Annotated in this window: 19 protein-coding genes; 11 read left to right on the forward strand and 8 right to left on the reverse strand. The window is 71.1% G+C overall.

Annotation, left to right across the window (positions count from 1 at the left end):
• Window positions 1-213: 213 nt before the first annotated feature.
• Window positions 214-1,458 carry a phosphoribosylamine--glycine ligase gene (gene purD, locus AC0NH5_RS28550; RefSeq protein ID WP_474409687.1) on the reverse strand — a complete coding sequence of 415 codons (1,245 nt, stop codon included), beginning with the start codon at window positions 1,456-1,458 and terminating at the stop codon, window positions 214-216.
• Between the two features lie 92 nt (window positions 1,459-1,550).
• Here purD and AC0NH5_RS28555 point away from each other — a divergent pair, with 92 nt between their 5' ends.
• The 3 genes from AC0NH5_RS28555 to AC0NH5_RS28565 are packed head-to-tail and all read left to right on the forward strand — an operon-like array spanning window position 1,551 to window position 5,405.
• Window positions 1,551-2,843, forward strand: a complete 1,293-nt coding sequence (locus AC0NH5_RS28555; RefSeq protein ID WP_474409688.1) for an adenylosuccinate synthase — start codon at window positions 1,551-1,553, stop codon at window positions 2,841-2,843.
• A 1-nt stretch (window position 2,844) separates the two neighbouring features.
• Complete coding sequence (locus AC0NH5_RS28560; protein ID WP_474409689.1) at window positions 2,845-3,789, forward strand: diacylglycerol kinase family protein; 945 nt, start codon at window positions 2,845-2,847, stop codon at window positions 3,787-3,789.
• A 44-nt stretch (window positions 3,790-3,833) separates the two neighbouring features.
• Window positions 3,834-5,405, forward strand: coding sequence for a MinD/ParA family ATP-binding protein (locus AC0NH5_RS28565; protein ID WP_474409690.1), 1,572 nt, complete (start codon window positions 3,834-3,836; stop codon window positions 5,403-5,405).
• Window positions 5,406-5,523: 118 nt separating this feature from the next.
• Here AC0NH5_RS28565 and AC0NH5_RS28570 read toward each other — a convergent pair whose 3' ends face one another.
• On the reverse strand, window positions 5,524-5,937 hold the full coding sequence (locus AC0NH5_RS28570; protein WP_474409692.1) for a DUF3151 domain-containing protein: 414 nt from the start codon (window positions 5,935-5,937) through the stop codon (window positions 5,524-5,526).
• Between the two features lie 89 nt (window positions 5,938-6,026).
• A complete protein-coding gene (locus AC0NH5_RS28575) occupies window positions 6,027-7,016 on the reverse strand; it encodes an ADP-ribosylglycohydrolase family protein (protein WP_474409693.1) in 990 nt (329 codons plus the stop codon).
• Window positions 7,017-7,078: 62 nt separating this feature from the next.
• On the opposite strand from AC0NH5_RS28575, the gene AC0NH5_RS28580 reads away from it, so the two are divergent.
• From AC0NH5_RS28580 to AC0NH5_RS28595, 4 genes are read left to right on the forward strand one after another with little or no spacing between them, the layout of a single operon-like run.
• A complete protein-coding gene (locus tag AC0NH5_RS28580; protein WP_474409694.1) occupies window positions 7,079-8,266 on the forward strand; it encodes an LOG family protein in 1,188 nt (395 codons plus the stop codon).
• 28 nt (window positions 8,267-8,294) lie between these two features.
• Window positions 8,295-8,630: a hypothetical protein gene (locus AC0NH5_RS28585; protein ID WP_474409695.1), complete on the forward strand. Its 336-nt coding sequence runs from the start codon at window positions 8,295-8,297 to the stop codon at window positions 8,628-8,630.
• 36 nt (window positions 8,631-8,666) lie between these two features.
• On the forward strand, window positions 8,667-8,927 hold the full coding sequence (locus tag AC0NH5_RS28590) for a hypothetical protein (protein WP_474409696.1): 261 nt from the start codon (window positions 8,667-8,669) through the stop codon (window positions 8,925-8,927).
• Between the two features lie 48 nt (window positions 8,928-8,975).
• Entirely contained in the window at window positions 8,976-9,161 is a 186-nt protein-coding gene (locus AC0NH5_RS28595; protein WP_474409697.1) for a hypothetical protein, read from the forward strand.
• A gap of 24 nt (window positions 9,162-9,185) precedes the next feature.
• On the opposite strand, the gene AC0NH5_RS28600 is transcribed toward AC0NH5_RS28595, so the two are convergent.
• Together AC0NH5_RS28600 and fbaA are read right to left on the reverse strand one after the other, a co-directional pair.
• A complete protein-coding gene (locus AC0NH5_RS28600) occupies window positions 9,186-9,707 on the reverse strand; it encodes a hypothetical protein (protein WP_474409699.1) in 522 nt (173 codons plus the stop codon).
• A gap of 104 nt (window positions 9,708-9,811) precedes the next feature.
• Window positions 9,812-10,837, reverse strand: coding sequence for a class II fructose-bisphosphate aldolase (gene fbaA, locus AC0NH5_RS28605; RefSeq protein ID WP_474409700.1), 1,026 nt, complete (start codon window positions 10,835-10,837; stop codon window positions 9,812-9,814).
• Between the two features lie 157 nt (window positions 10,838-10,994).
• Here fbaA and AC0NH5_RS28610 point away from each other — a divergent pair, with 157 nt between their 5' ends.
• From AC0NH5_RS28610 to AC0NH5_RS28625, 4 genes are all read left to right on the forward strand, one after another.
• Entirely contained in the window at window positions 10,995-12,497 is a 1,503-nt protein-coding gene (locus AC0NH5_RS28610) for a hypothetical protein (protein ID WP_474409702.1), read from the forward strand.
• A gap of 104 nt (window positions 12,498-12,601) precedes the next feature.
• Entirely contained in the window at window positions 12,602-12,787 is a 186-nt protein-coding gene (locus AC0NH5_RS28615) for a hypothetical protein (protein ID WP_474409703.1), read from the forward strand.
• 117 nt (window positions 12,788-12,904) lie between these two features.
• On the forward strand, window positions 12,905-14,284 hold the full coding sequence (locus AC0NH5_RS28620) for a 3' terminal RNA ribose 2'-O-methyltransferase Hen1 (RefSeq protein ID WP_474409704.1): 1,380 nt from the start codon (window positions 12,905-12,907) through the stop codon (window positions 14,282-14,284).
• Window positions 14,281-16,779: a polynucleotide kinase-phosphatase gene (locus AC0NH5_RS28625; RefSeq protein ID WP_474409705.1), complete on the forward strand. Its 2,499-nt coding sequence runs from the start codon at window positions 14,281-14,283 to the stop codon at window positions 16,777-16,779. Before AC0NH5_RS28620 ends, AC0NH5_RS28625 begins: the two co-directional genes overlap by 4 nt.
• Window positions 16,780-16,854: 75 nt before the next feature.
• On the opposite strand, the gene AC0NH5_RS28630 is transcribed toward AC0NH5_RS28625, so the two are convergent.
• The 3 genes from AC0NH5_RS28630 to AC0NH5_RS28640 all read right to left on the reverse strand — a co-directional run bounded on the left by AC0NH5_RS28630 (window position 16,855) and on the right by AC0NH5_RS28640 (window position 18,963).
• The gene (locus AC0NH5_RS28630; protein ID WP_474409706.1) at window positions 16,855-17,628 is read right to left on the reverse strand and encodes a DedA family protein; all 774 of its coding nucleotides are present in this window, start codon (window positions 17,626-17,628) and stop codon (window positions 16,855-16,857) included.
• A gap of 202 nt (window positions 17,629-17,830) precedes the next feature.
• The gene (locus AC0NH5_RS28635; protein ID WP_474409707.1) at window positions 17,831-18,505 is read right to left on the reverse strand and encodes a class II aldolase/adducin family protein; all 675 of its coding nucleotides are present in this window, start codon (window positions 18,503-18,505) and stop codon (window positions 17,831-17,833) included.
• 80 nt (window positions 18,506-18,585) lie between these two features.
• Window positions 18,586-18,963, reverse strand: coding sequence for an ArsR/SmtB family transcription factor (locus AC0NH5_RS28640; protein ID WP_092549981.1), 378 nt, complete (start codon window positions 18,961-18,963; stop codon window positions 18,586-18,588).
• Between the last annotated feature and the right edge of the window lie 445 nt (window positions 18,964-19,408).

Raw genomic sequence — 19,408 nt, forward strand, 5'->3', positions numbered from 1 at the left:
GAAGGGGAATTTTTCTTCTCCACAAACCCCCACCAACTCTTTCCAACCCCCCACCCCCCCTCCTGGTGGGGGGTCTTGTTTGTGGGTTTTTGGTTCCTCCCCCCCCCAAACCCCCCCACGCAGGTCGTGGGCCGACCCGGCCGGCGGGCGCGGTGCGGCCCGGAGTGGCAGGAGGTCGCGGCGGATGGGTGGGGACTTCGGTAGGTCGTACGACTAAATGGTCCTGATGTTGCCCTCGACGGCCTTCAGCGCGATGTCCCGGCGGAATTGGGCACCCTTCAGGCGCACGCCGTCGACCAGGGCGTAAGCGGCCGAGCGAGCCTGCGCAAGATCCGCGCCGGTGGCGGTCACGCTGAGCACGCGCCCGCCCGCGGAGATCAGCTCACCGGCGTCGTTGCGCGCCGTGCCCGCGTGGATGACACCGGGCCGATCGGCGCCCTCGATGACGTCACCGGTCCGCGGCACACCCGGATAGTTGTGGCCGGCGACCACGACGGTGACCGCGGAGCCGTCCTTCCAGGCCAGCGGCGGGTGCGTGGCCAGCGTGCCGGTGGCCGCGGCGTTCAGCAGACCGGCCAGCGGCGTGTCCAGCAGCGCCAGCACGACCTGGGTCTCCGGGTCGCCGAACCGGGCGTTGAACTCGATCACCTTCGGGCCGTCCGGGGTGAGCGCGAGCCCGACGTAGAGCAGACCGGTGAACGGGGTGCCCCGCCTGCGCATCTCGGCCAGCGTCGGCTCGACGGTCTCCCGCAGCACCCGCTCGACCAGATCGGCCGGCGCCCAGTCCAGCGGGGCGTAGGCGCCCATGCCGCCGGTGTTCGGGCCCTCGTCGCCGTCACCCAGCCGCTTGAAGTCCTGGGCCGGCATCAGCGGCGCGGCCGCGGTGCCGTCGGTGACGACGAAGAGCGAGACCTCGGGGCCGGCGAGGTATTCCTCGATGACCACCGTGCCACAGGCCTCGGCGTGGATCAGCGCCTCGTCCAGATCGTCGGTGACGACGACGCCCTTGCCGGCAGCCAGGCCGTCGTTCTTCACCACGTACGGCGTGCCCAGCTCGTCGAGCGCGGAACGGACCGCGTCCATGTCGCTGCAGGCGAACGAGCGGGCGGTCGGCACACCGGCGGCGGCCATGACCTCCTTGGCGAACGTCTTGGAGCCCTCGAGCCGCGCGGCCGCCGAACTCGGGCCGAAGCAGGCGATGCCCTTGGCCCGCACCGCGTCGGCGACACCGGCAACCAGTGGCGCCTCAGGACCGATCACCACCAGGTCGGCGCTCAGCTCGACGGCGAGCGCCGCGACCGCGGCGGGATCGGTGACCTTGACATCGTGCAGCTCGGCGAACTGGGCGATGCCCGGGTTGCCGGGCGCAGCGGCCAGGAAGTCGACGGACGGGTCGGCGGCAAGCCCGACGGCAAGCGCGTGCTCGCGCCCACCAGAGCCGATCAGAAGTACGCGCACGACAGCCCATCTTAGTGAGGTGGACGTCGCGTAAACTTCGGCAGTACCCGGACTCCTCCAGGTACGACCCGTTCGGGAAAGGCATTACCGAAGTGCCGGTGATCGTTTTGGTCGGCGCCCAGTGGGGCGACGAGGGCAAGGGCAAAGCCACGGACCTGCTGGGAGACCGGCTCGACTACGTGGTCAAGTTCAACGGCGGCAACAACGCGGGCCACACGGTCGTCATCGACGGCGAGAAGTACGCACTGCACCTGCTGCCGAGTGGAATCCTCTCCCCAGGTGTCGTACCGGTGATCGGCAACGGCGTCGTGGTGGACCTGAACGTGCTGTTCCAGGAGATCGACGGCCTGGAGGCCCGTGGCATCGACACGTCGCGCCTGCGGATCAGCGCGAACGCCCACGTGATCGCCTCCTACAACCGGTCGCTGGACAAGGTGAGCGAGCGGTTCCTGGGAGCGCGGCGGATCGGCACCACCGGCCGCGGCATCGGCCCGACGTACGCCGACAAGATGAACCGGATCGGCATCCGCGTCCAGGACCTCTTCGACGAGTCGATCCTGCGGCAGAAGGTGACCGCCGCACTGGCCTTCAAGAACCAGGTGCTGTCGAAGATCTACAACCGCAGCGCGGTGAAGGCCGAGGAGGTCGTCCAGGAGCTGCTCTCCTACGTCGAGCGGCTCCGGCCGTACGTGGCGGACACCGCTCTGGAACTGTCCCAGGCCATCGACGCCGGCAAGGTCGTGCTCTGCGAGGCCGGCCAGGCCACCCTGCTCGACGTGGACCACGGCACCTACCCGTTCGTGACCAGCTCCAACGCGATCTCCGCCGGTGCCTGCACCGGCGCCGGCATCCCACCGACCAGGATCGACCGGGTCGTCGCGGTGCTGAAGGCGTTCACCACCCGCGTGGGCGAGGGCCCGTTCCCGACCGAACTGCACGACGAGGTCGGCGACTACCTGCGCGAGGTCGGCCACGAGTACGGGACCACCACCGGCCGCCCGCGCCGGATCGGCTGGCTCGACCTGGTCATCGGGCGTTACGCGCAGCGCATCAACGGGGTCACCGACTTCGCGATGACCAAGTTGGACAACTACGACGGTCTCGACGAGATCCCGGTCTGCGTGGCGTACGAGGTGAACGGCGTCCGGCATGACGAGATGCCGATCAACCAGACCGACTTCCACCACGCCACCCCGGTCTTCGAGACGCTGCCGGGCTGGAAGCAGGACATCTCCGGCTGCCGCAACTTCGACGACCTGCCCAAGGAGGCGCAGAACTTCGTCGAGTTCGTCGAGCAGCGGATCGGCGCGCGGATCTCGATCGTCGGCGTCGGCCCGGGCCGCGAGGCGGTCATCGAGCGGCACTCGGTGCTCGGCGGCGTCTGAGATGTTCGACGTCGTGCTCCTCAGCCTGGCCGAGGGGTCGGGCGACTCCTGCGGGTCCGGCTGCGGGGGCTGCAACACCGCCTGCGCCCCGCGTACCCCCGTGCTGGCCTGCGCCGACGCGCTGCGAGAGGCCGGCGCACGGGTCGAGACCGTGGTCGCCGGCTCGGACTCCGAGATCGACGCGGTGCTGGCCCGGTTCGACGGGCCGGCCCGGGCGGACGGCCTGACCTGGCCCTCCGCCGGCGACGGACAGCGGCTGGTGGTGGCCACGGCGACCGACGGCCAGCTACGCGCCGTCGTGCGCCGGCTGGTCCGCCGGTACGCCCCGGCGCCCAGCAAGCGTCCCGGCGACCTGGCCGCCGGCCGCACGGTGCCGGACCTGCCCCCGCTGGCGATCCTGCCGCTCGACCCGGGCAACCGCACCGACCTGGCCGCCCAGCTGGGCCTGCCGCGCACCCCGGCCGAGGTCGCCAAGGCGGTCCTGGCAGGTCACGTGCGTCGGCTCGACCTGCTGCGCAACGACGGCGGCTCGGTGACCCTCGACGGCGCGCTGCTCGGCGGTGCGAACAACGAAGGCAAGGCGGTGCCGTGGCGCGGCCGGGTCGAGGTCGACGACGCGCTGCTCACCGACGGCGAGGAGGCCGTGCTGGCCTGCGTGGTCGGCAACGGCGGCGGGTACGCCGAGTTCGACGGTCTGCGGCTGCTGGCCGACGGGGATCCGACCGACGGCCGGGTCGAGGTCGCGGTAGCGGTCCCGGTAGTGGTCAAACAGCGTTTCAAAGCCCCGCGGGTACGGGTGGAGGTGCGCCGGGCCCGGGGACGCGCGGTGTCGGTGCTGCCCCGCGACGGTGAGTTGCAGTTCCTCGACGACGGTGTGGCGGGTTCCACCAGCCGTAAGCGAAGCTGGTGGACCGAGGCCGGCGCGTGGGCGGTGTACGCGGGCTAAGTTGGGTGTTCGGCTACATGTCTGGTTACCGGGAGGTCCGATCCGTGGAGGACACACCCGCTCGGGATGTGGAACCGTTCTGGGTCGAGGACGAACCGGAGGAGACTCCGGTGCACGGCCGGCCCGTTCCGCTTCCGCCTTCCGGTGTGGTCCAGGTGGAGCCCGGGGTGTTCCGCACCCCGGGGAGTGCGGGGTTGCCGCCGGGTGTGCACGTGCCGGGGCAGCAGCCCGCGGCGCCCCTGCCTCCGGCGCCGCCGCAGCAGCCTCCGCTTCCCGCGCAGCGTGTGACTTTCGAGGCGCCGACGCAGGCCTGGCCGGTGGTCGAGCAGCCGGTCGTGGAGCAGGGGCAGTTGCCGCCCGACTCGCCGTGGGCGCAGCCGTTGCGCCGGCCGTCGCAGCCGGTGTCCCCGCCCGCTCCGCCCACGCTGCCTCCGGGGACTGTGACGCCTCCGCCGGTCGAGCCCGCTCACCGGCCCGTTCCACAGCCCCGGTTCGACACACCCCCCGTGCCGCAGCCGCACGACACACCCCCGGTGCCGCAACCGCAGTTCAGCACCCCGCCGGTCCCGCAGCCGCAGTTCGAGGCGGGGACGATTTATGAGCCGCAGCCCGCGCCCTTCGAGCCGCAGCCCCCCCCGCCGCCCTCCGACAACCCGTTCGACGAGCTCGACTGGATCGCGGACGGCACACCGACCGCCGAGGAGTTCGCCCGCCGCCGGCTCGCCCGGCCCGCCCAGCAGAACGCCACCATGGGTCCGCGGGCCATGCTCAAGAAGGGCACCCTGGGCCTGGTCAAGCTGGCCCCGGGCAAACGCGAGCTGGAATACAAACAGGACGTCGAGAAGGTCCGCCGCAACTTCGGCGGCCTGCGCCAGGTGACGGTCGTCAACCCGAAGGGCGGCGCCGGCAAGACGGTCGCCGTGCTGCTGCTCGCCATGACCTTCGGCCAGAAGCGCGGTGGCTACGTCCTGGCCTGGGACAACAACGAGACCCAGGGCACCCTGGGCATGCGGGCCCAGCAGGACTTCCACGCGCGCACGGTCCGCGACATGATGCGCGACCTGCACCTCTTCCAGGGCGCGCAGGGCCGCGTCGGTGACCTCTCGCAATATGTGCGGGCACAGGGCGAGGGCATGTTCGACGTGCTCGCCTCGGACGAGTCGGCGACCGCCGGCGAGATGCTGACCGCGGGAGCGTTCGCCGAGATCCGGGACGTGGTGAGCCGGTTCTACAAGCTGATCTTCGTGGACACCGGTAACAACGTCCGGGCGGAGAACTGGCAGGCGGCCATGGACGCCACCGACCAGTTGGTGATCACCATGTCGGCGCGGAACGACTCGGCGGAGCCGGCCGCCCGGATGCTCGACCACCTGGAGCAGTCGGGACGGCGGCGGCTGGTGCGCGAGGCGGTCACCGTGGTGACCATTCCGCCGACCCGGAAGGACATCGACCTGCCGGCGATCGAGCAGCACTTCGCCGCGCGTACCCGGGCGGTGCTGCTCGCTCCGTACGAGAGGTTGATCGACTCGGGTGAGCCGATCCGGTTCGGTGAGCTCTCCGGCAACACCAAGGACGCCTGGCTCAAGATCGCGGCAGCCGTCGCCGAAGGCCTCTGAAACGCAGTGTGTGTGAAGTTCAGGCTCGATTCGAACCTGAACTTCACACACACAAGTCGGCCTCGCGGGGTGTGTGTGAAGTTGGGGTGCGGAACGCACCCCAACTTCACACGCGGGGTCAGGTCAGGGCGTCGGCGGCGGCCGGGTCGCTGTCCCGGAGGAACTGGCTGCACCGGGCGGCCTCGTCGGCCTCGCCGATCTGCGCGGCCGCCAGCGCCAGGGCGTGCAGGCAGCGCAGGAAGCCACGGTTCGGCTCGTGCGCCCACGGGACCGGGCCGTGACCCTTCCAGCCGTTGCGGCGCAGCGCGTCCAGGCCACGGTGGTAACCGGTGCGGGCGTACGCGTACGCGGTGACCGGCTCACCGGCGGCGAGAGCTTCGGTGGCCAGCGGTGCCCAGACCGCGCTGTACGCCGGGTAGTTGGCGGCGACCGCCTTGACGGCCTCGACCGTGGTGGCCTCGGCCAGCGCCTTGTCGGCCTCGACGTCGGCGGGCAACAGGGTTGCCGGGGGCTCGGGAAGGAGGTTCTGCATGCCCTCATTCAACCCGGCCGACCGTGGTTCATTCCGACCGGCGTACGAATTGCACCAGCCGGCGTGCGGCTCGTGCTGACTCCGGGCAGTCAGTCCCAGGCCCGGCCGAGGCGGAACAGGCGATCCGCGTACTCGATCTGGGTCTGCCATTCGGCCGGCCACGCGCTCAGCCCGAGCGAAGCCCCGGCGAAGGCACCCGCCAGGCAGGCGATGGAGTCGGAGTCGCCGGAGGAGGCCGCGCCGCGGCCGAGGACGGCGACCGGCTCGTCCGGGGAGATCAGATAGACGTAGAGCGCGGTGGCGAGGGCTTCCTCGGCGATCCAGCCGGCGCCGGTCGCCAGGCAGGGGTCGCCGTCGTACCGGCCGGCGGCCAGCGCCTCCGCCACCCGGTCCAGCGCGGCCGCGCACTCGTCCCAGCCCACCGCGATGAAGTCTTCCGGTGAGGCCGCGCCGGAGCGCTGCCACAGTGTGCCCAGCCACTCCGATCGATAGATCTTGCGCTGCTCGTCGCAGCGTTCGCGGAGGGCGGCGAGCAGGTCGGCCGGCGGGAGGCCGTCCATCAACCAACGGCAGGCGTACGCGGTGAGCTCGCTCGCGGCCAGTCCGGTCGGATGCCCGTGTGTCAGCCCGGCCTGCAGTTGCGCCGCTCCGGCCCGCTGGTCGTCGCTCAGCCCGGGGACCAGGCCGACCGGGGTGACCCGCATGTTCGCCCCGCAGCCTTTCGACTCCGCCTGGGTGGCCCGGGTCCACGGCCGGCCGTCGGCGAGTGCCGCGCAGGCCCGCAGGCAGGTCATGCCGGGGGCCCGGTCGTTCTCCGGGCTGGCCGCCCACTCCACGAACCGGCGCCGCAGCACCGGCTCGAACGCGTCCGGGGTGAGGGTGCCGACCTCGCGCAGCGCCTCACCGACCGCGAGCGCCATCTGGGTGTCGTCGGTGACCAGGGCCGGTTCGCCCTCCAGCCGGCGTGGGCCGCCCGGGCCGTACCTCGCCACGATCTCCGCGTACGGCCGGAATTCGGTGGGCTTGCCCAGCGAGTCCCCGTACGCCAACCCGAAGAGCGATCCCGACGCAGCACGCATGCGAACACTCTAGATGTCGGGGCGGTAAAACCTCGTTGGCGTGTGCCACGCAAGATGGACGCATGCCGGATCCGCTGCAACCAGTGCTCGGCGGGGACGCCCCGTTCGACGCGACCGAGTTCGAGATCGAGTCACGGGCCGAGCTCGACGTCCACCTGGCCGAACGCACCCTGTCCGGGCTTGCCGTCCTGGGGCTGCGCCTGGATCGGGACCCGCCGGATCTGGCCGGGGTGGACGTCCGGAACGCGCTCTTCGTCGGCTGCGAGTTCGCGAGCCCGGACGTGGAACTCGACCTGATCCGTCGCGGCGCGCACGTGGTCCCGCCGTTCGACGACTGCCCCTACCCGACTCATCCGGCCGCCCTTTACACCCCCGAGGACCTCGCGGACGGGTTCGCCGGCAACGGGTTCGCCGGGATGTACGACACCATGGTCCACCACCATTTCGTCGCGCACGGCGGCGCGGTGCCGAACATCCGGGAGGCGCTCGCCCAGCGGCTGCACGACGCCGGGATCGACAACGCGCTGGGGAAGGCGCTGGCGGCGTGGGCCGCGGTGCACGGGCACGAAGGGCCGGTCGGGATCATGGGTGGGCACGCGGAGCCGCGTGGCTCGGCGGCCTACCGGATGGTGGCCGATCTGACACGTGAGCTGGCCGCGGCCGGGCGGCTGGTCGTCACCGGCGGCGGGCCGGGCGTGATGGAGGCCGCGAACCTGGGGGCGTATTTCGCGTCGCGTTCCGGTGCGGAGCTGTCGGCCGCGATCGACCTGCTGGCCGGGGCGCCGCACTTCGGTGACCACGACCCGTACACCGCGGCGGCCCTGGCCGTGCGCGACGCTTACCCCCAGCCGGACACCAGCCTCGCTGGCCGGTTGCAGCACGGCGGTCTGGCCTTACCCACCTGGCTGTACGGCCATGAGCCCGCCAACCTGTTCGCCGGCCAGATCGGCAAGTACTTCTCCAACGCCGTCCGCGAGGACTCGATCCTGCGGCTGTCCCGTGGCGGCATCGTCTTCGCGCCCGGCTGGGCCGGCACCGTCCAGGAGATCTTCCAGGCGGCGACGAAGACCTTCTACCGCACCGACGGGCCGTCCGGTGCCTTCGTCTTCCTCGGCGCCGAACATTGGTCGGCGCTGCCGGTGGCGGAGCTGCTCGGGCCGCTGCTGGCCCGCTCACCACACGGCGACCAGTCCGGTCTGATCGTGGTCACCGACTCGCTGGAGGAGGCGCTGGCAGCCCTGCGAGGGTGATCTGGCGGGCATGCCGCACACTGCGCTCATGGATACCGTGGTCATCATCGCGTGCTTCCTGGCCGGCGCGCTGTTCTTCATCTCTCTGCTCGCCTCGATCATCATCTTCAAGCTGTCGCGCCGCAGTAAGGCCGTGCGGGGCTCCGGCGCCGGTCGCGGCTCCGGCCGGACCCGGTCGTCGCACGACGGCGGGTCGGCCTACTACGGGGGCGACAGCGACTCGTCCTCGCACAGCGACGACAGCAGTGGCGGCTGGGGCGGCTGGGGCGGCGGCGACAGCGGCGGCTCGTCCGGCGGCGACAGCGGCGGCTCGTCCGGCGGCGACAGCGGCGGCGGCGGTGGCGGCGGCGGCGGCGGCGACTGATCAATCGTGGTGGCGGGCGTCACTCACACTGCAGCCATGCTGACGATGACGCTCTTCCTGATGGGTCTTCTGCTGGCGGTCGGGTTCATGGTGCACACGGCGCGCCGGACGAGCCGGGAGGCCCGCCAGCAGCGGCGCCACGGTTCCGCCGGCTTCATCGGTGGGACGCCTTTCATCGGAACCGGTGAGATCGGCAACGGCGCCGACTACTCCGACAGCGGCGGCTCCGGCTGGGACGGCGGAGGAGGCTGGGGCGGCGGAGGTGACTCCGGTGGCGGTAGCGGCGGGGGTTCCTGACCGAACGGTGGTGGCGCCGCATTGGCGGGCGGGAGGCACACTGCAGGCATGCTGACAACGTTGCTGGTCCTGATGGGCATCGTGGTGGTCCTCGGCGCAGCGGTCGGGTGGATGCGCCGAGGTAACAGCGGGGCTGCCGGCCACCACCTGGACACGGCCCACATCGACAATCCCGCCCGCTACACCGGGAGCACCGGGGGCGGCGCCGGCGGTATCGACCTGAGTGGCCCTTGAGCGTCGGCCACGGCGGCCGGCGGTTCAGGCGACGTGGACGCGACGCCAGTGCACGGGTGGCAGCTCGGACTCCGGCACGTCGGTGAGCCCGTTCTCGTCCATCGCGTTGTACACGGCGAGCCGCGCCCCGTCGAAGAGGAACTCGACCGCATGCAGGACCCGGGGCCGCCAGTCCGCCGAGGTGGTCCGCTCGATGATGTTGACGGCCCGCAGATGCCGGCCGCGAGCCCGGCGCAGCGCCGCGTGCGGGTCGGCCCGCCAGTCGAAATGCTCGTACCAGTCGATCGGCACCGACATGTCGATCTGATCCCAGGTGATCGCGCACTCGTCGAATTTGCGGTGGGTGATCTCGACACGGTTCAGTCCGAAGTCGAGGATCACCGGCCCGTCGGCGAACCAGCCGCGCTGGGCGACGTCCCACATGAGCCAGCTGGACCGAAGCCGGCGGCCGATCAGCCGGACGAACATGTGCCGGTGCGCGGCGGCGAGCGTCTCGGCGTCGTGATGCCACTCGGGCTTCCAACCGTCGATGCCGAGCAAAATCACCGCCCCTAGATCAAGACGGGACGATGGTACCCACGTCGCCGCGTGCCATCGCAAGACAACGACGGCCGGTCCCCTCGTGCGGGGACCGGCCGTCGCCGGTTTGATTACTTCGAGAGAGTGGTTCCGGTCGAGCGGAGGTGCTCGCAAGCCTCGACGACGCGCTTGGCGAGACCGTTCTCGGCCAGCTTGCCCCAGGCGCGCGGGTCGTACGCCTTCTTGTTGCCGACCTCGCCGTCCACCTTGAGCACACCGTCGTAGTTGCGGAAGAAGTGATCCGCGACCGGGCGGGAGAACGCGTACTGGGTGTCGGTGTCGATGTTCATCTTCACCACGCCGAAGTCCAGCGCGCCGTGGATCTCCGACAGGAGCGAGCCCGAGCCACCGTGGAAGACCAGGTCGAGCGGCTTCTCCTTGCCGTACTTCGCGCCGATCGCGTCCTGGATCTCCTTGAGGATCTCCGGGCGGAGCTTGACGTTGCCCGGCTTGTAGACGCCGTGCACGTTGCCGAAGGTGAGGGCGGTCAGGTAGCGGCCCTTCTCGCCCAGGCCCAGGGCGGCAACGGTGGCCAGGCCGTCCTCGACCGTGGAGTACAGCTTGTCGTCGATCGCGGCCGAGACGCCGTCCTCCTCGCCACCGACGACGCCGACCTCGATCTCCAGGATGATCTTGGCGGCGGCGGTCGCGGCCAGCAGCTCCTCGGCGATCTGCAGGTTCTCCTCCAGCGGCACGGCCGAGCCGTCCCACATGTGCGACTGGAACAGCGGCGCCTTGCCGGCGGCCACCCGCTCCTTGGAGACCTCGATCAGCGGGCGGACGAACGAGTCCAGCTTGTCCTTCGGGCAGTGGTCGGTGTGCAGCGCGACATTGATCGGGTAGTGCTTCGCGACCTCGGTGGCGAACTCGGCCAGCGCCACGGCGCCGGTCACCTTGTTCTTGATGGTCGGGCCCGACACGTACTCGGCACCACCGGTGGAGATCTGGATGATGCCGTCGCTGCCGGCCTCCGCGAAGCCCTGCAGGGCCGCGTTGAGGGTCTGCGAGGACGTCACGTTGATCGCCGGGTAGGCGAACGCGCCGGCCTTGGCGCGATCGATCATCTCGGCGTAGACCTCGGGGGAAGCGATAGGCATCAGTGCGCTCCTTGCTCTTGGAACGGGAAGCAGAGGGCAGGACCGCGCTGTCCTCCAGCAGGCAGTATTCCGCAGTTGCGGTGCGTAGCGGAAATCGCCCCGAAATTCGGACGAGGAAACCGACTCAGGGGACTTAAAGGGCATTTAACCTCGGTGCATGTCCGCACTTCCGGGACGGATCGCGGCCGCCGTGTCGGCTGCCGGGTTCGCTCTCTGTACTGGCCAGCTCCCTGCCCACGCCGCATCCGATCCGCGCCTGCACCTGGAGACGGTCACCTTGGCCCCGGGCGGCGAGCAGAAGCTTGTCCCGATCTGGGCCACGGTCACCGCCTCGGGCGTCCACCGCGTCCGCTTCACGGTCGACCACTCCGGCGTCGCAGGTTTCGCGTCGATCTCCCCCGCCGAGGTCGGCTACATCATCGCCGGCAGCGGCGCCGGGCCGTCCGCCTACCCCGACTCGCCCTGCACCGGCGGTGCCGGTCGATTCACCTGCGAATACGAACGCAGCCTGAGCACTCGGATGCCACAGCCGATCGGCACTCTGGCGATCAGTCCGACGAGCCGGGCCGGCACCGGGGCGGCCGGCACCCTCCGGATCACCGCGACCCTCGACGGCGCGGCCCGGACCGTGACCTCGACCGTCCGGGTCGGCGAGGCGGTCGATCTGCGGGCGGTGGAGACCGGCCCGATCTCCGCACCGGCGGGCGGCACCGCAAATGCCGATCTCCGGGTACGGAACACCGGCGCCACCACAGTCGAGGGGCTGGTGCTGCGCCTCGGCGCCGACCGCCGGCTGCTCGCCCCGGTTCCCTACCGCAACTGCTCCGCCGACGAGGCCGGGTTGCTCTGCGCCTTCGACATGCCGCTCGCACCGGGCGCCACCTATGCCCTCTCCGGGCCGCTCGGGTTCCGGCCACCCGCCGACTCGGTCACCGGCAGCCGGATGCTTGCCGCAGCGCACTGGATGACAGCCACCGAATGGGCCGACATGCGATCGGCTCTGGGCGCCGGCCCGGCTGAACCCGCACCACGGAGCGGCCCCGTGCTGACCCTGACCGAGGTCGTCACGGCCGCCGGCCCGCAGGCCGATGTGGATGACGCGAACAACTGGACCGAGGTGGTCCTCGACGTCACCGGTGGCCGGCACGCCGACGTCGCCGCGCTGGGAGCCACCAGCACCGCTGACGTCAGCGACCGGACGACCGTGCGCATCGGTCTGATCAACCGGGGGCCGGGTCGCCTGCACCCCGATCTGTACGTCAACAACCGGCTGGACGTCTCGGTCCGCATCCCCGCCAACACCAGGGTCGCGTCGTTGCCCGGCCCCTGTCACGAGATGCACGATCGAGTGTTCCGATGCTGGTCCACCGCGGCCCTGGAGCCCGGGGTGCGGCACCTCCACGAGATCACGCTGCGGGTGACGAAGGCCGGGCGTGGCGCCGGCCGGGTCGACACAGTCCCGGTGGATCCGGGTCTGCCGCCGCCGGCCGACCCCGACCGGGCCGACGACGTCGCGCCGCTGGTCGTCATCGGCACCGGTGGCACCGAGAGCCTGCCGATCACGGGCGCCGGCGGTGCGGCCGCACTCGGGCTCTCGCTGCTGGTCGCGGGCGGGCTCAGCCGGCTCGTCACCGGCCGACGGCCGGGCGTTGCCGGGTGAACCTGAGCGATCCGGCGGCTCGTGCCGGTTTGTGCGGCATCAGGAGCGGGGAACGCGCACCATGGACAGGAGCCCGAGCCGGTCACACTGGAGGGGAGCCGGGTATGACCAACCCGACGCACGAGATCGGCCTGGAGACGCCCGAGGTCGACGCCGCCGAGCAGTCGGTGACCGCGGTGCCGAGCTGGCAGGACGACGAGGCGGACACGATTCCGGCCATCTCCGAGGCCAACGAGTGGGACGCGCAGGAGCAGAACCGGATCGTCGAGTTCGACGACGACTACCGCTGATCCGAAGCCCGGCGCTACACCGCACCCGGCCGCATCGTCGGTCCCGGTGGCCACACCCGCGGCCACCGGGACCGCAAATGGATCGCCCGTTCCGCCCCGCGCTGGGACCATCGTCGGGTGCTGCTCACTCTGACGACCACCCATCGGCCTGCGACCGACCTGGGATATCTGCTGGTCAAGCACCCTGACCGGGTGCATTCCTTCGCCGTGCCCACCGGTACGGCGTACGTCCTCTATCCCGAGGCGACCGAGGAGCGGTGCACCGCCGCTCTGCTGCTGGACGTCGATCCGCAGCTGCTGCGGGCGCAGAAGGACGCCTTCGAGCTGAGCCAGTACGTCAACGATCGCCCGTACGCCGCCTCCAGCCTGCTGGCCGGCGCGCTCGCCAAGGTCTTCCGCAGCGCGCTGCGCGGCGCCTCCAAGGACCGGCCGGAGCTGGCCGCCACCGCGATCCCGCTGGAGATCCACGTTCCGGTGCTGCGCGGCACCCTCGACCTGGTGACCCGCCTGTTCACGCCGCTCGGCTGGCAGGTGACGGCCGCGCCGGTCCCGCTGGAGCCGGAGATCGGGGGCGACAGCCGTTACGTCGAGCTGCGGCTGGCCGGCACGCTGCGGCTCGCGGACGCGCTCAACCACCTCTATGTGCTGCTCCCGGTGCTGGACGACGGCAAGCACTACTGGGTCGCGCCGGACGAGATCGAGAAGCTGCTGCGCTCGGGTGAGGGCTGGCTCGCCGGTCACCCGGAGAAGGTGCTGATCGCCCGTCGCTACCTGGCGCACCAGAAGTCGCTGACCACCACCGCCCTGCAGCTGCTGGACGCCGACGCGGACCGGGAGACGGCCACCGAGGAGGACGCCGAGCTGCCGGTGGCCCGGAAGGCGCCGCTCGCCGGCCGGCGGCGGGACGCGGTGATCGCCGCGCTCACCGAGGTGAACGCCGCCCGGGTGCTCGACCTTGGCTGTGGTGGCGGTGCACTGCTCACCGCGCTGCTCAAGGACCGGCAGTTCACCGAGATCGTCGGGGCCGACGTCTCCAGCCGGGCGCTCGACCAGGCCGCACGCCGGCTGCGTCTGGACCGGCTGCCGGAGCGGCAGAAGGACCGGATCCGGCTGGTCCAGACCGCGCTCACCTATCGCGACGATCGGCTGCGCGGCTTCGACGCCGCGGTGTTGATGGAGGTGATCGAGCACCTCGACCTGCCGAGGCTGCCCGCGCTGGAGGCCGCGGTCTTCGGCCACGCGAAGCCGGCCGCCGTCGTGGTGACCACGCCGAACGTCGAGTACAACGTGCACTACGAGGGGCTCACCGGGATGCGGCACTCGGACCATCGGTTCGAGTGGACCCGCGACGAGTTCGCCGCCTGGGCCGGCCGGATCGCCGAGACGTACGGCTACACCGTGACGATCCGCGGTGTCGGCGATCCCGACGAGACCACCGGCGCGCCCACCCAGCTCGCCCTGTTCCGCAACGATGCCCGGACGGACGTGACCGCATGATCCTCGACATTCCCGAACTCGCGCTCGTCGCGCTGGTCGGCATCTCCGGCTCGGGCAAGTCCACGTTCGCGCGGAACAACTTCAAGCCGACCCAGGTGCTCTCCTCGGACTTCTTCCGGGGGCTGGTCGCCGACGACGAGAACGACCAGTCGGCGTCCGGCGACGCCTTCGAGGTGCTTCATCACGTGGCGGCCAAGCGTCTGGCGGCCGGCCGGCTCACCGTGGTCGACGCGACCAACCTGCAGTCGCACGCCCGCGCCGGTCTGGTGAAGGTGGCCCGGGAGCACGACGTCCTTCCGGTCGCCATCGTGCTGGACGTCCCGGAGGCGCTGGCGTGGGAGCGCACGCAGGCGCGTGCCGACCGGACGTTCGGCCGCCAGGTGCTGACCCGCATGCACCGTGACCTGCGCCGTTCGCTCAAGCAGCTGTCCCGGGAGGGCTTTCGGAAGATCCACGTGCTGCGGGGCGCCGAGGAGATCGCGGCGGCCGGGATCCGCTACGAGAAGCTGTTCAACGACCGGCGGGACGAGCGCGGGCCGTTCGACATCGTCGGTGACGTGCACGGCTGCCGGGCGGAGCTGGAGGTGCTGCTCGGCGAGCTCGGCTGGGCCCTGGTCCGCGACGAGCTGGGCCGGCCGGTGGACGCCGTACACCCGGAGGGCCGCAAGGCCGTCTTCGTCGGCGACCTGGTCGACCGCGGGCCGGATTCACCGGGTGTGTTGCGGCTGGTGATGGGCATGGTCGCGGGCGGACACGCGATCTGCGTGCCCGGCAACCACGAGCAGAAGCTGGCCCGGAAGCTGAACGGCCGCAACGTGCAGCTCACCCACGGCCTGCCGGAGACGCTCGAGCAGCTCGCCGCGGAGCCGGACGAGTTCGTGCAGGAGGTCCGCGGCTTCATCGAGGGCCTGGTCAGCCACTACGTCCTCGACGACGGCAGGCTGGTGGTCGCGCATGCCGGTCTCAAGGAGGCGTACCACGGCCGGGCCTCCGGCCGGGTGCGCAGCTTCGCGCTCTACGGCGAGACGACCGGGGAGACCGACGAGTACGGCCTGCCGGTCCGTTACCCGTGGGCGAAGGACTACCGCGGTTCGGCGGCGGTCGTCTACGGCCATGTGCCGACCCCGGTGCCGGAGTGGATCAACAACACGATCTGCCTGGACACCGGCTGCGTCTTCGGCGGCGCGCTCACGGCGCTGCGCTGGCCGGACCGCGAGCTGGTCTCGGTGCCGGCGGCGAAGGAGTACTACGCGCCGGTGCGGCCCCTGGTCACGGTTGCGGCCAGGCCCGAGGGTGGCCTGGACATCGCGGACGTGACAGGCCGTCGTCACATCGACTACGGGTACGGGCGGACGACCGTCCCGGCCGAGAACGCCGCGGCCGCCCTGGAGGTCATGGGCCGGTTCGCCGTCGACCCGGAGACGCTGGTGTGGCTGCCGCCGACGATGGCGCCGTGCAGCAGCTCGACAGTGGAGGGATATCTGGAGCACCCGTCGTCCGCCTTCGCCGACCTGCGCGCCGCCGGGGTGGACCGGGTGGTGTGCGAGGAGAAGCACATGGGCTCCCGGGCCGTGGTGCGGATCTCCGCCTCCGGCGCCGGGGACGCGATCTGGACCCGGACCGGCCGGCCGTTCTTCGGGCCGGAGCTGGACGAGCCGTTGCTCGCCCGGGTCCGGGCCGCGGCCGCACCGATCCTCGCCGAGCTGGACACCGACTGGCTGCTGCTCGACGCCGAGCTGCTGCCCTGGTCGGCGAAGGCCGGATCCCTGATCCGCGACCACTACGCCGGCGTGGGTGCCGCCGGCCGGACGGCGCTGCCGGCGGCGCTGGCGGTGCTCGAGCAGGCCGGCGCCCGGGGGCTGGACGTCGGGGCGCTCCGCGACCGGCTGGAGCTTCGGTCGGCCGAGATCGACGGGTACTCGGCGGCGTACCGGGCCTACGTCAAGCCGACCGATGGACTCACCGGTGTCACGCTGGCGCCGTTCGCGGTGCTCGCGGGCGCCGGAGTCTCGTACGCGAAAGAGAAGGACCATGACTGGCACCTGGCTCTCGCGGACCGGCTGGTCGCGACGGACACCGAGCTGTTCACGCCCACCCGCCGCATGATCGTGGATCTCGCCGATCCGGCGGCGGAGGCCGCCGCCACCGAATGGTGGATGACGCTGACCGCGGCCGGCGGCGAGGGCATGGTGGTCAAGCCGTGGGTGGGGCTGGCCGCGACCGACGGCAAGGGCCGGCTCGTGCAGCCCGGGGTGAAGTGCCGGGGCCGGGAGTACCTGCGGATCATCTACGGTCCCGAGTACACCCGGCCGGAGCAGCTGGACCGGCTGCGCGGGCGCAACCTCGGTCGCAAGCGCTCGCTCGCCCTGCGCGAGCACGGCCTGGGGCTGGCGGCGCTGGACCGGCTGGCCGAGGGCGCCCCGGCCTGGCGGGTGCACGAGCTCGTCTTCGCCATCCTGGCCGCCGAGTCCGAACCGGTCGACCCGAGGCTCTGAGCCGGTGTGGTGACTTCGGGTGCGCTGCGCACCCGAAGTCACCACGCAGGCGGCCCCTGACGCGGCCTGACGGTCCTACTGCTGGTCGTCCCGCACCCGGGCCACACCGCGGGCCGGGTGCCGCACGGCGGCTGTCGGGTAGTGGTTGGGGTCGCCCAGGCCGTCGATGTCGGGAGCCGGCCGGCCGTCGACGTCCGCCTCGGCCGGGTCCACACCCGCCGCCAGCGCCCGGCGGCGGGCCAGGATCCGGCGTACCACCAGGAAGATCACGAAGGCGACGCCCAACGCGAGCACGATCTTGCTGACCGGGCTGAGGTAACCCTCGACGCGCTCCCAGTTGTCGGCCAGGAGCCAGCCGGAACCGACCAGACCGGCGTTCCAGATGCCGCTGCCGATGGTGGTGTAGAGCAGGAACTGCGTGATCGACATACGTGCCACACCGGCGGGCAGCGAGATCAGGCTCCGCACGATCGGGATGCAGCGGGCCACCAGGACCAGCCAGGTGCCGTACTTCTCGAACAGGGCGTAACCCCGCTCGACGTCGGCGCGGGTGGCGAGGACGAACCAGCGCTTGCCGGCGAGGGCGTGCAGCCGGTCGTAACCGAGCCATGCCCCGAGGTAGTAGAGGACCAGCGCGCCGGCCACGGCACCGATCGTGGCGGTGGTCCAGACGGCGAAGACGTTCAGATCACCGTCGCGCGCCCGAAAGCCGGCCAGCGGCAGGATCAGCTCCGACGGGATCGGCGGGACCACGGTCTCCAGGAACAGCAGGAGGCCGACGCCGACCGCGCCCATCGCGTCGATGAGCCGGAAGACCCACTCGGTGATCCAGTCGGTGATGCCACCCATGCCGAAATCGTCTCCTCGCACTGCCCGGCGGCGGTCGCCACTGCCGCTTCGACGCACCAGGGTACGGGCACCGGGTAGCAACTCGCTGTGAGTGGTTGCCCGGCTCTCTCCACGGACGTACCGGCCGGCTGTTACGGCCGACCGGCATCGACGTCCAGCAGGAGGAATGCCGTGACGGCCCGCTCGAGTGCGCAGACCTGTGTCAGACGCGGACGGCGCCGGCTCCCTGCAGCCGGTCCAGGAACTCCTCCGGGCAGTCCCGGAGGTTCTCCAGCCGTCCCGCGGCCAGCGCCCGGTAGGTCAGCCCGGCCGCTTCCTCGAGATTGCGGGCCCGCTTGTGGGCGATCTCCACGGAGTCGCCCATCACCACGCAGCCGTGCTGACTGAGCACCAGGCAGTCGGTGCCGTCGGCGGCCATCGCCGCGGTGAGCGCGGCGAGCTCGGTGCTGCCCGGCAGCCGGAACGGCACCGTCGAGACCCGGCGCAGATAGAACGCGTGGTCCGTGGTGACGATCCGGATGTGCTCGCCGAGCGCGTCGAGCAGCAGTGCGGTCTGCGGGTGCAGATGGACCACGGCGTTCACGTCCGGCCGGGCCCGGTAGAGCGCCAGGTGCAGCGCCATTTCACTGGTGGGCTCGATCCGCGGCGCCGGGAGGGCGCCCACCGTCGCGGGCTCGCCGTCCGAGAGCCGGATCGCCGCGAAGGTGTTCCGGCTGAGCCGGTCGAGCCACGAGCCGCTCGCGGTGATCCAGATGGCGTCCTCGTCCGGGATCCGGGCGGACAGGTTGCCGCCCGATCCGCACACGAGACCGGCCTGGACCACGTCATAACCCACGTGCGCGAGCTGATCACGCAGGTCACCGGGAACGTAGTTCACCGTTCTCCCCTTTGGCCTGCTCCTCGGCCTGGCGTCACGTTCCTCCCCCGACTCGGTGACGCCAGGCGTTGCCCAACCTCTCAGCGCGCCTTCTTCGTGGCCCGCTTACGAGGTGGGGTGAGCAGGTCGGCGATGGTGGCGATGGCGGACGGAACCAGCCGGTAGTACGCCCACACCCCCCGCTTCTCCCGCTCGAGCAAGCCGGCCTCCGTCAGAATCCGGAGGTGGTGACTCACAGTCGGCTGCGAGAGGCCCAAAGGAGCCGTCAGGTCGCAGACACAAGCCTCACCGTCCGTAGCGGACTGGATCAGGCTCAGCAGCCGCAGCCGGGCCGGGTCGGCGAGCGCCTTCAGCACTCCCGCCAGGCGCTCGGCGTCAGCGCGTTCAATAGGCTCGCCGGCAAGCGGCGAGATCTGAGGCATCGTCATTTCCGCCAACGCAGTTCCCACGATCTCCATCCTTCCACCAACTGCATCGATTCTCCTGCATGTGTGCAGGAACGAACCGGCTAACTTTCAGGCCGTAAGGCCGACATCGATCGCCAGGTCGGTTGATCTAGGCGGTGGCCCGGGAGCCCCCGCCGCACCCTGCTTCGACCAACCGGCGCCCCGACACCGACTGCGGTCTCTGCCTCCTGCAACGCCTCAGCCGCCATCTGGTCGCTACCTATCCGTGTCGAGCTCTCGATCCCCGTCTCCGGAGTGAGCCGGGCCACATCGTCAATTCGTCGATTGTTTCGGATCACCGAAGGCGGACGATGACCCGGCACGGAACGCATCGACAGCATCACGCCACACTGCGCGATCATTTGACGACCCACTCCGAACCCAACAGCTCTTGACCCGATGAAAGCACGACGCCACGCTGCGCGACGGGCAATTCAGTGATGAATTTACGCAGGTC

This window comes from Actinoplanes sp. 13, from assembly GCF_056134165.1.